The organism is Pyxidicoccus sp. M6 (assembly GCF_055568925.1).
Genome location: NZ_CM145714.1, coordinates 9,837,280 through 9,848,630 on the forward strand (window position 1 = coordinate 9,837,280; position 11,351 = coordinate 9,848,630).

Here is an 11,351-nt window from a genome sequence, read left to right on the forward strand (position 1 = left end):
CAGTAACAGCAAGGCTGCGGCGTTCTTAGGCGACTCGCTTCCCGTTTCGCTTTAAGATCATGATGCCCATGGCAATACTCCCAGTCACGAGAAATCCGCTATCCTGGTATGGAGTCACAAGTCCGCGATAGCCAATCATCTTCGAGCGAAAGGGTTTGAAGTTCTCGAAGTGTCGTGCAACGAAGTCGCCAGCCATCTTGGGGACTAAATCGTCATCTCCTTCGGAAAAGGAATCTAGGGGGTCAAATTCAACTGGAACGGGATGAGCAGAAATCCCAATCCGAAGTACAAAAATCCCTCCTTCGCGCAGTGCATATGCAGCAGACCGCAAAGCACGCAGTATGCTTTTGCCTCTGAGGTTCACGGTTAGCAATCGATCAATCACCACATCGAATGTTCCAGGAGCATCTTCTCGGAATCGAAGTGCATCCGCCCGTGCAAAACGCAGGTTTGCCTGGGCCTTTTTGGGCAGCTTTCTCCCACGCTCTCTTGCCAACCGCAGCGCGGTGCCATCCTTATCAAGGTCGATGCCCAGTACTCTCCACCCCATCGCAGCAAGAAATAAACTCTCGGTCCCGTGACCACATCCCATGTCAAGGGCTCGTCCACGCGGAAGCACCCCTGCGGCGACAAGAGCAGCCAGTTCTGGCGAATGCCAATCAATCCGAGTGTCGTAGCCAACATGGCCAGGAAATTTTCGCAGAGTCTTCATAAGATGCAGGCCAGACTAGAAGGTACTTGGAGTTGGATGTGCACCGGATTCAGATTCAACGACGGAAACCTAATTTAACCAGGCAATGCCGAGTTGAGGGAGCTTTGAGAGGCAGTTTGAGACTGGGACAGTCCTAGCCGAATCCACAGTCTAGCGGGCCAGTGCGTCAGCGGAGTCAGGATTCGCACCAGTAGCGATCTGGAGCAGCCTGAAGCAACTGTGAGGGGCCGCCCCTTCGGCTCACACGCAGGTCACCGCTTCGGGTCGCAGTCTCGATCAGACCGGGAGTCGGCGCAGAGGGAGCATCAAGGGGCGGCTACGCCGAAATCTGAATGGTTCTGCGCCCTTGCCCATCCGCCCGCAGCATTAGGCAACCGGCCGCAAGCGGCCAGTCCGGAGCAACCAAGAGTCGCGATCCTTTTGGCTGGCCTGGGCGCGCTCCTCTTATTCGGCTCCTGACATCCAGAGTCTGGGGCTGATTCTGCTGGGCCTGTAGGCACCGGACGAGCGCGCCTACCGCGTCGTGATGTCGTCCAAGGTGCGCCCGTGACCATGGGGCCCCCGAAGGTCCAACTCCACCAACGTCTCGCTTGCGTCCTTCGCGGCGCGCCTTACCTCGGCAGCCGCATCGCGCTTGCCGTAAGCCTCGCCGTGCCACCGACGCAGGTCTGCCGCCAGCTCTCCCGCCGACTGGTAGCGCGCGGCAGGCTCCCGCTGGAGCAGCTTGCACAGCGGCACCCGCAGCAGTTCGGGAAGACTCGCCGTCATCGCGTCCACGTCTTCCGGTGCGTAGGTCGCCGCGCGCCAGATGACCGCGTCCATCGCGGGGCCCCAGCCGGCAAGCCGGGCACGCCTGAGCGCTCGATTGACCCGCTGGAGCTGCCGCCGCGACAGCCTCGCCTTGACCGCATCGGGAACCCCGTCGGGCGCGTCGAGCAGGTTTTTCCCCGTCGCCAGTTCGAGCATGACGAGGCCCAGCGTGTAGAGGTCCGAGCGCGCATCGACGCGGCCAGTCAGCAGCATTTCCGGAGAGGAGAAATAGGTATCCGCCTGCGGGCGGGCCACGGTGGACGCCACGCGTCCCGGCAAGTTGGAGAGCGCGAGCCCAAAGTCCGCGACCTGCACCGTGCCGTCCCAGTCCATGAAGACGTGATCCAAGTCGATGGCCCGGTGGACGATGCCGAGCGGATTCCCATTCTCGTCCGTTGCCGTGTGCGCGTGCTCAAGGGCGCTCGCCACCTGCGCGCCGACGTACAGCGAAAACAGGGGCGAGAACCAGCGTCGGCACTCTGAAACAACGGACAAGTGATCGTTGAGGGTATGTCCGGACGGGTGCTCGGTGATGACGTACCAAGCCCCTTCCGTCTTGCGTAGACCGTGGACGCGGAGGATGCCCGGGTGCTGGAGGTACGTTGCCAGGCGGACCTGCTCTTCCAGCTTCGCCCTTGCACGCTTGACGCGCGCCCCCTCCTCAGCGGTCGCCCTGCCTACCGCCTTGAGCAGCACCTTCCCCCGGGGGTTATTCCCCTCCATCGTCCGGCGCCGCGCGACGAAGAGGCTCAGCCCGTGGTGGGCCTCTCCCAGGTCTTCGCGGAACTCGTAAGCGAACTCGTCATCGGTGAACAGGATTGCTCCTCTGGGGAGCTTGAAGTCGATTGCCGGCATCCTCGGTCCTCCCGCCACTCGCGCAGGCTCCGGGCCGACGCGACGCAGGAGCACGTTACCCAGGGGATGGGACGGAAGGGAACCCCCTCACAGGGTGGTGTGCCGAAGTCGTGGCATCGGCCGAAAACCGACCACCTACCCGCCACGTCACCCTGCGGGGAACGCTCAGGGCCACTCAGAAACAGGCTTGCCGGTGCCCCAATTGCGAGCCTTCGCCGCAGTGTCCTTCAGCGCTTGGGCGGACAAATCCACCACGAAGCACACGGGCAGCTCGTCCTTTCCAGGCACCTTCACGCGGTCATATTTCACGATCACACTCCCGGGAGCCCCTCCGCGCGTCTTTTCGGGAATGAGATAGACCTTCCCGCCAAGAAACCGCGTGCCCGGGGGCGCAACCTGCAATTGCCGGGGGTCGCCCACGCCCTTCGGGACGACGCCCACCACGTCAGCGCCAGCGGGAAACCACGGGTCTTCCTCGCGTCCCTTCCGGTCGTCGATCACGAGTTCAAACCGCTCCCCGTCGACCCGCCACCCTAGCTCTTCGCTCATAGCCTCCTGCGCGCCCGATGGACACGAGAAAGGTTCGGGCCTGACCTGGACGCCTGGACACCCCATCGCAAGGGCGGCGGCGAGCGGCAGCGCCTTGCACACGTCCGGCAAGGGGGGCGCCTTTTGGACACGTCCGGCTCGCGCCTGCTTCGAGGGTTCGGGTCGCTGGGTCTTCACGGAAGCTTCCTCCTGAACGGCGGCAGGTGACGAACCTGCGTCTCCCGGAACGATGGGGGCGGGGGCTGACATATCAGGCGAGACTGTCTTGGGGGGCACGGAAGGGACGCGAGGGAGCACCGGGCGCGCGGCGACGGGCGGCTCGGTAGGTGGCGCGGACGCTTCCCGAGGGACATTCCAGAGGGCCACGACGGCGGCAAGCACGGCGGCAGCGGCACCCGCCGCGAGCGCCCCCAGCTTGCGCGGACGGGGCTTGCTCGCCGGCTCCGGCATAGCTGGCGCCTCACCGTCGGAGGGCTCAGGCTGCCGCTGCTCCGAAGGCGGATGCACTGGCGCAGCGTAGTCAGGCCCCGGATCCTCCAGAAGCTCCACAAGCTCGCGCCGAAGCACTTCGGTATCGACCGGACGCCGCGCGGGATCGCGGGACAGGATGCTTTCGACGAGGTCGCTGAACGCCTCCGGCACTCGCGGGTTCACCCTCCTTGCCGGGTCCGGCGGAATGTCAATGTCGTTGAGCGGCCAGCGTGCCCGGTACTCCGTCGGTCGCGGGTCGGTCAGCAGCTCATAGAGCATGGCTCCGACCGCGAAGATTTCGTCGGCCACCTGGAAGGCATACCGCGCCCGGTGCTCGTCTTTGTGCTCTCGGAGAAAGCTGAACTGCTCAGGGGCCCGGTAACGATCCGTGCCGGGGGGCAGGCCACCATCAGTCAAATCGTCAGCCAGCGCGTGAGTAGCACTGCTGAAATCAACGATGACCGGCTCACCGTCGCTCTTGCGAATCAGGACGTTGGCCAGCTTCAAGTCACGGTGAAGAACGCCCAGCCTGTGCATGTAAGCCAAGGCGGAGACAATCTTGACGGAGACACGCAGAACTTCATGCGCCGTGGGGTGCTTGCGTTCCTTCCACTCTCCAAGCGTCCACCCATCCACATATTCCAGCGCAAGGTAGAGGTTGCCAGTCTCCGCATATCCGGACCCGCGATGACTGACAATGTTCGGGTGATTCAGCGACGTGATGATCGACAGCTCGCGCATCATGCGGGCATGGGTCTGCATCTGGTCCCCGCTGGCGTCACGATGCCGTGCGAGCTTGAGCGCACATCGCTCGCCGTTCTTCTCCACGAGGTAGACGACGGCAGAGCCGCCGTTGCCGAGTTCCTTCACGACATGCCAGCCGTCGATGACCGTTCCGGAAGGCAGGCGGATCAGGTTCAAAGTCATCGGTCGCCCTCCGTAAAGCGAACATCCGGAATCACAAGACTGCGGCTCCCCGAACCGCGTACCTCCAATGAGAAAACCTCGCCCGCGCTCGCCGGAACCGTGTCCGCAACGGCGAGTACCCTTAGCGAGCCGCCGGGCGCGACCTCCCCGCCGCCGACTGTCACGACCCGAGCCCGAAGCGTGACGCCCCGCCTGCTCGTAAACGTCGCCTCCCGTGGCGTCCATGGTTGCTGACCGGCAGCGTTGACGATCCGCACGTCCACCAACGCCCACGTTGCCCCGCGATACGAGCCGCCCCGCCCTGACTCCAATCCCCGCGCTTCATCCTGAGCCTCGCCAACCGCGCCTGTTCTGACCCCATTCTCATCGACGTAGCCCAGCAGCACGAAGTCTTCCGGCCTCGGAGGGGGGCGCGGTGCTTCGACAGGGCAGGCTGCATCGGGCGGCTCGGGCCGCTCCACGTCGATCCGCGCGTCGACTTCGGCCGGGTCGGTCACGAGCACGAACGCGGCCCGTGCCGGTGCCCGCCCGTCCGCGAAGAAGACCGTCAGCTCGTGGCGCTCACCCGGCGGAAGATCCTCGACGGCTTGAACGATGATCGAGCGCTTGCCTACGTCGATCACCCGAATCCTCGTTCCGTCCCCAGGAACGGTCGCCGTATCGACCGTGCGCGGCTGCCCATCAACCGTCAGTGTGCTTTCCGCGATAGCGGTCGGGAAGTACAGCCATGTCGGCGACGCCGCTTCGACGCGAATCTCGGGCAACGGTGCATCCGGGTTGACGACGACAGAAGCGGCCCGCTTCCGCTCCGTGCGCGGCGGGGCGGCATCGGCTCGCGGCGCAGTCCCCCAGACGAGCACGAGCGCAAGGGCCAATCTAACAGGTTGCAGCAATGGTGCGTGACCTCCCAAGACAGCACGCTACCATCGGCTGCGCCTGCGCAGGGGCACCGTCTCGCCCGCAACGGCTCGCCCCAAGGGTCTACCGGTACACCTTGCCGCCCCAGAGGAACGCCCCTCCGACGAGCGGCACGCTGTAGGTCGCGACGTGCCCCGCTGGCATCAGGTGCGCGACGAGAAGCTTATTTCCCCACCCGGCCGTTCATTCAGCCAGTGCGGCGCGGGCGTTCTCTCGGCACCGACCGCGATCTCCCGGCAGTTACCCTCACGCCCCACCTTCACGTGAACAGCCGACAGGTGAAGAGTGCCCGAAGTGCCGGCACCTGGGAGTTGTGGAGCCGCCAAGGTGCGAAGACCTGGCCGGAAGAGGGACACCAGCGGAGGCCAGCCAAAGGCCCTGGAGGGCTCCAGGAACGCAGGAACCAACGCCACGAGCATCGAGAAGTGGGGAATGACACGACGGGGCCCTGGAGGGCGCCGGGAACGCGGCGGGCGTCGCTTGGCTGGACCTGACCGGGGAACAGAACGTTGGCGCCCTGGAGGCTCAGGAACGCGGCGACGGACGTGAGCCACCGGAAGAAGGGCAGTAGCGCAGTTGCCTGTGGAGCGTGTTAGCGCGAGTTGCCTGCCCGGCTTGTATCGGCGCCGCGTCAACGTCCAGCCAATCAGAGGCAGGTTTCGGCAAGAATTCCGGGGGGACGAACGGCGAAACGAGCGGGGTCCACGGTTTTTGGGAAATTTTCCCAGCGTGTACGACCGCCCAGCACGGTCCCGAGTGCTCGCACTTCGGAAATCGGAACCGGGGGGGCCCCAGGGCCGTCCACCGCGAGAGCAGGCTGCGGAATGCTAGGCCCTTTGGGTTGCGAGCGAGCGGAGCACGTTCGCCCATCGGTGCCGGTGCCCGTGAACCAACGGCCAAAAAACGCACGCATTTACCGTGATGGGAGAAACAACGAAAAACAAACATGATTGAAGTTCTCGAAAAGTACATTCCCCACGTCATTGCAGCGCTCACCCAAGCCGGGCCTGATGGCCTCACCGTGAAGGAGCTGCGCGGGCACCTCGTCGCGGGTGAGCAGTTCACTCGACGGGCCCTGACCCTTCTGCTGGCCACTGGCGCGGTGCGCGTGTCCCATCGTCACAGGCCCGGCGTGCGCGGTGCGGTGCCACGCGTCTACCTGCTCGCCGACCCCAACGCGCTGACGCCGGCAGCTACGCTGGCCCCACGTCGAGAGGGGGTGACGGAGTGACTGACGCAGCTCGTATCTCCTTCCCCTCTCTCTCTATTCTCCTTAAGGAAGAGAGAGTTCCGTCACTCCGTCACGTACAGAGTGAAAACCACGGTGACGGAGCAATGACGGAGCCCCAGCGCGTTGGGACTTCCGTCACAGCTCCCCCCATGCCGTCCCATGTTGACGCGGGAAACCGAGCGTCGGGCCCTGCGCAGGTGCCCGCTTCCTGGACGGTCTGCCTGACTGACTCGCGCTTCACTCCCGGGAGCCTGGATGTCGTGGAGTTCGGCTCAGCGGGCGAGCTGATGGCCGCTCTTTACGAGGTCGCCGCCGATCCGCTCGTGCGCCCGGAGAAGGATGGCCGCGCCATCATCCCTGCCAAGCCGCACCCGCCCCGCGCCGATGGGCTCTACGAGGGCAAGGATGGACAACCGACGCCAGCCCCCTACCGCCGCAACGCGAACTTCTCTCACGTCACCCTGGCCATCGTGGACTTCGACGGTGAAACGCAGGCTGCGTTGGATGCCTGGCTCGCGAGCCTGCGCCGTCGCGGGTTGTGGTTCCTCGCCTACCCGACGCACTCCTACGGGCGCACCGCGAAGCCCATCCGCTACCGCGTCGTCTTCCCGTTCAGCGAGCCCGTGCCCGCTGGCTCGGCGAGCCGCTGGTCCGAGCGCCTTTGGCCGCGCCTCATGCAGTGCGTGGGGCTCGGGGGCCTGACGGAAGCCACGTTGAAGGCCGATATCTCCTGCAAGGACGTTGCGCGGCTCTACTACCTGCCAAGCTGGGACCCCTCCAACGCGCTGCCACGTCCAGCCCCGGAGCACCACCAAGGCCGGTCGCTCGACGTGCAGGCCGAGTTCGGTCACCTGCTGCGGCAGCCCTTCGCGCGCTACGCCGAGAGGCCCAACGAAGAACAGGTGAACGGCTCGCGGGCGGCCGACCCCAACGACGTGCGCATGCGGCTCCGGCGCTTCAAGCGCCCCGACGCCGTGACGGTTCTCACGCAGATGGACGCGGGCGAAGTGCTCATGCTCGACGGGCAGCGGCACCTGGGCATCAACAAGCTGACCGAAATGCTCGCCCGCGTGGCCATGCCCGAGGAGAGTTCGGCAAGCCTCCTCGAAATCGCGTGCCGCTCGCTCGATGCGCTCGTGCGGCTGGAGCCCTCCCGTGACGTGTGGAGTGAAGCGCTGCGAGGGCTGCGCGGGGCTCGCGCCAAGCTCACGCAATGGGACCGCCAGAGAGCGGCCCAACGGGAAGCGGAGTACGCGGAATGGCGCCGGGCTCTGGGACTGGCGGCCAGCGCGGGCTGCCGAAACGAGGGCGCGCAATGAGCACGACCCTCAATCCCGGTGACGCGCTGGCGCACGCAGCCGATACGGCAGCGGCGCTTGCCCAGGTTGCCAAGCTGCCGCTCGTGAAGGTCGTTCCGCTGGAGCGATACCTTGCACGGCGCCACGATGGGCGCGGCTTCGCTCCGGAGTTCCTGACGCAGAAGGCGGCCGAGGACTACCTGATTCTGCGAGGGCTGGTGGAGCCGCGAAATATGTGGCCGCGTGGAGTCAGCCCGTTGGCCGCTTCGCCCGACGTGCCGACCCTTTGCGCGGGCGTCATGGCCATTGAGTGCAGGCCGAACGCGCCCGATCTCATCAGGCGCAAGGACGGGACGTTTGCGGTCAACACCTGGGAGGCTCCTACGCTCGCGCCAGTTCAGGGGGAGTGGTCCGCCGTGCGCCGCGTTCTGCTCTGGCTCGCCGAAGACGAAGCCGGCCTTGACTGGCTGCTCAACTGGATCGCGTTCAAGGTGCAGAGCCCGGGCTCCAGGCCGGGCACCGCCATCCTTCTGCAAGGGCCCCCGGGCTCCGGAAAGAACGTGCTCTATCGCGTGCTCGCGCACCTGCTGGGGCCCTCCAACTGCGTCCAGATTGGCGAGGCGGACCTGGCCAAGCCCTACAACCTCCACTTCGCTACGAAGCTCCTCATCTTCGCCAACGAGCTGCTCGACAACCACAAGCGCGGCGGTTCGCTCGGCGACGGGCTCAAGGCGATGATCACCGATAGCGAGGTCTTCCTGGAGAGCAAGGGCGTTCCCCGAACCCCAGCATCCAACCGCGCCGGGCTCCTCGCCGCTACCAACCGAACGAAGCCCATCGAAATCGAGGAGAACGACCGCCGCTGGACGGTGTTCCACAACAAGACCAAGCCCGCCGAGTATCAGCACCCGGACCTCGGCATGACGCATCGGGAGTTCTTGGAGTCGCTGCACGCGCCGGGTGCGGACGACGCCTTTACGCCGGAGTTCATGGTGCAGGTGGCGGCCTTCGCTCACGCGATGGTCACCCTCGCCGTGGACGCGCGGCGAGTCCGCAGGCCGCACGCGAACGCTTCCCGTGAGGAGCTTCAGCAGCTCAGCGAGCCGGTGACGGAGCAATTCCTGCGCGAACTCAAAGAGAGCCCAGATGGGGACGGGCTGCTTCGCGACTGGGCGACGAAGAGTCCCACCGCGCCGTCGAACATGCACGCGCCTCCGGGGCCCGTGGTCGGCAAGACGAAGGCGTTCACGAACGACGCGCTGTATGCGGCGGTCTGCGGCTTTTGCCGCATGGTGGGGCAGAAGCATCCGCCGCAGAAAAGGACCTTCCTTTCCGCGCTGAAGTCGGCGGGCTGGACTGAGCAGCGCGACAGCAAGACGCGGGGCTGGCTTCCTCCGTGGCACCAGACGGGCGACGATGCAACGGCGCTCGCATCGAAGGTCGTTCCTCTCACGGGACCACGTAGCACTGCCGGGGTGAGTGCTGGCGCCTCGTACTCGTCAGCCGAGTCCACGCCGGGCCACGCTACGCCCACCAACGGGAGCGGAGCCACACGATGAACATGCCCACGACAGAGGGCTCCAGCGCGCCCGAGTTCGTGACCGTCGAAGAGGCCGCAGGTCTCCTGCGCGTGAACCGGAAGACGCTCTACGAGTCGATCAGGCTCGGACAGGTGCCCGGAGTCCTCCTCATCGGTCGATCCATCCGCATCCGCCGCGTCGTCTTGCTACGTTGGATGCCGGGTAACGGCGGTCCTGCGCTCGGAGAGAAGCGATGAGCGTCAGGCTGCGGAAGTGGAAGACGAAGGAGGGCAAGGTGCAGGATGCGTGGTGGGTGGACGTGAAGTACCAGCACCCGAGCGGGAGGGTGGAGCGAGTCCGCAAGGCATCGCCCATCAACACCCGCCGGGGCGCTGAGGAGTACGAGCGTCAAGTCCGCCAAGCCCTCCTGACCGGTACCTTCGGGAAGGAGAAGCAGAACGAGCCGGGCCGGGTCCTCACCCTCGGGGATTTCGTCCCGCGCTTCATCACGTACAGCGAGAACAACAACAAGCACTCCAGCGTCGTCACCAAGCGGCAGATTCTTGATGACCACCTGCTGCCCGTGTTCGGGAACACGCCTCTTGACGCCATCGGTCCAGCGGAGATCGAGGACTTCAAGGCCGCGATGCGGAAGAAGCCAGCGGGCATTCCCGGACGGAGGGACGCCCCCTTGAAGGAGGCTCTGCGCAACCGCAAGGGCTCCGGGGTGAAGCTCCTGAGCCTCAAGTCCATCAACAACGTCCTGACCGTGCTGCACAAGTTGCTCGCACTGGCTCAGGAACAGGGCGTGCTCCAACACGTCCCGCGCGTGAAGCTCTTCAAGACGGACAAGCCCGCCTTTGACTTCCTCACCTTCGAGGAAGCCGAGCGCCTGCTCAACGCCGCCGAGCCGGAGTGGCGCACGTTGGTCCTGTTGGCGCTCAAGACAGGGCTGCGGCATGGGGAGCTGATCGGGCTCCAGTGGAGCGACGTGGACTTGAAGCGCGGCAAGCTCCAGGTGCGGCGCTCCATCTGGCAAGGCGTGACGGGGCTGCCCAAGGGCGGACGGGGACGGACGGTGGACCTTCCCGGCTCGGTGGTGGACGCACTCAAGGGGCACCGGCACCTGCGCGGCCCCTACGTGTTCTGCCAGCCGGACGGCCAGCCGCTCACCGCGAGCATGACGGAGCACCGGCTATCGCGGGCGGTGAGCCGGGCGGGCATCAGCCGCGAGCAGGGGCGCATCACCTGGCACGACCTCCGCCATTATGCCGACCTCCGAGTAATGCCGCGTCCCGGCCGCAGCGTGGTCATCATCGAGGAGGTGGTGGAGATGCACACGGCATAATCCGAGGCCGCGAAGTGCCTTGCTGGTGGGCGAAGAACGAGCGTCATTGGTCGTGGCCCGATGGCCTTCACGAGGAGACGCCCATGACGATCTACGCTGACACCACGCAGTCGCCGCGCACGCTGACAAAGCGCGAGCAGTTCCTGCTCCTGCGCACGACGGGACAGCGCTTCGATGGATACCGTGACCATGTGCTCCTCTCGCTCGCCCTCGCGACCGGGATGCGCGAGCACGAGTTGGTGGCCCTGAACGTCGGCGACGTGCTGACCGATGACGGCAAGGCACGACGCCGAGTGCAGTTGCGGATCTTCAAACGCAGCCGTGAGGACGCGCGGGGACAGGAGGTGGTGCTGTCGTCGGGCGTTCAGGCGAAGCTGGAGAAGTTCTTCCGGTGGAAGCGGCAGCGGGATGAGTCGATGACGACCAATGCGCCGCTCTTCGTGAGCCGCAAGGGCAACCGGTTGTCGACGAGGCAGGTTCGCCACGCCTTCCAGCTCTGGCAGGAGCGTGCCGGCTTCGCGCGGCGCTTCTCGTTCCATAGCGTTCGTCACTCGGCCATCACGAACATCTACGAGGCCACGCGCGACATCCGGCTGGCGCAGCGATTCGCCCGCCACAAGTCGATCACCAGCACGCAGCTCTACACGCACCCCACCGACGAGGCGCTGTTCCGGGCCGTGCAGGAACTGCCGTGCTGATGACGACGTCACGG

Annotated in this window: 10 protein-coding genes; 6 read left to right on the forward strand and 4 right to left on the reverse strand. The window is 65.6% G+C overall.

The features are described from left to right. Window positions 1–25: 25 nt before the first annotated feature. From ACVTJA_RS38535 to ACVTJA_RS38550, 4 genes are all read right to left on the reverse strand, one after another. Entirely contained in the window at window positions 26–712 is a 687-nt protein-coding gene (locus tag ACVTJA_RS38535) for a class I SAM-dependent methyltransferase (protein ID WP_465827792.1), read from the reverse strand. 513 nt (window positions 713–1,225) lie between these two features. Further along, window positions 1,226–2,377, reverse strand: coding sequence for a serine/threonine protein kinase (locus ACVTJA_RS38540; RefSeq protein ID WP_465827794.1), 1,152 nt, complete (start codon window positions 2,375–2,377; stop codon window positions 1,226–1,228). A 165-nt stretch (window positions 2,378–2,542) separates the two neighbouring features. After that, on the reverse strand, window positions 2,543–4,324 hold the full coding sequence (locus tag ACVTJA_RS38545) for a serine/threonine protein kinase (protein ID WP_465827796.1): 1,782 nt from the start codon (window positions 4,322–4,324) through the stop codon (window positions 2,543–2,545). Further along, complete coding sequence (locus ACVTJA_RS38550; RefSeq protein WP_465827797.1) at window positions 4,321–5,199, reverse strand: DUF2381 family protein; 879 nt, start codon at window positions 5,197–5,199, stop codon at window positions 4,321–4,323. The genes ACVTJA_RS38545 and ACVTJA_RS38550 overlap by 4 nt, the downstream gene beginning before the upstream one ends. 989 nt (window positions 5,200–6,188) lie before the next feature. Here ACVTJA_RS38550 and ACVTJA_RS38555 point away from each other — a divergent pair. From ACVTJA_RS38555 to ACVTJA_RS38580, 6 genes are all read left to right on the forward strand, one after another. Further along, complete coding sequence (locus tag ACVTJA_RS38555) at window positions 6,189–6,473, forward strand: hypothetical protein (protein ID WP_465827799.1); 285 nt, start codon at window positions 6,189–6,191, stop codon at window positions 6,471–6,473. A gap of 260 nt (window positions 6,474–6,733) precedes the next feature. Continuing rightward, on the forward strand, window positions 6,734–7,792 hold the full coding sequence (locus tag ACVTJA_RS38560) for a hypothetical protein (RefSeq protein WP_465827800.1): 1,059 nt from the start codon (window positions 6,734–6,736) through the stop codon (window positions 7,790–7,792). Further along, the gene (locus ACVTJA_RS38565) at window positions 7,789–9,330 is read left to right on the forward strand and encodes a DUF5906 domain-containing protein (RefSeq protein WP_465827802.1); all 1,542 of its coding nucleotides are present in this window, start codon (window positions 7,789–7,791) and stop codon (window positions 9,328–9,330) included. Before ACVTJA_RS38560 ends, ACVTJA_RS38565 begins: the two co-directional genes overlap by 4 nt. Continuing rightward, a complete protein-coding gene (locus tag ACVTJA_RS38570) occupies window positions 9,327–9,548 on the forward strand; it encodes a helix-turn-helix domain-containing protein (protein ID WP_465827803.1) in 222 nt (73 codons plus the stop codon). Before ACVTJA_RS38565 ends, ACVTJA_RS38570 begins: the two co-directional genes overlap by 4 nt. Beyond that, window positions 9,545–10,639 (forward strand): tyrosine-type recombinase/integrase, encoded by a 1,095-nt coding sequence (locus ACVTJA_RS38575; RefSeq protein ID WP_465827804.1) that lies wholly within the window; start codon window positions 9,545–9,547, stop codon window positions 10,637–10,639. The genes ACVTJA_RS38570 and ACVTJA_RS38575 overlap by 4 nt, the downstream gene beginning before the upstream one ends. Window positions 10,640–10,722: 83 nt before the next feature. Next, on the forward strand, window positions 10,723–11,337 hold the full coding sequence (locus ACVTJA_RS38580; RefSeq protein WP_465824697.1) for a tyrosine-type recombinase/integrase: 615 nt from the start codon (window positions 10,723–10,725) through the stop codon (window positions 11,335–11,337). The last annotated feature ends 14 nt before the right edge of the window (window positions 11,338–11,351 follow it).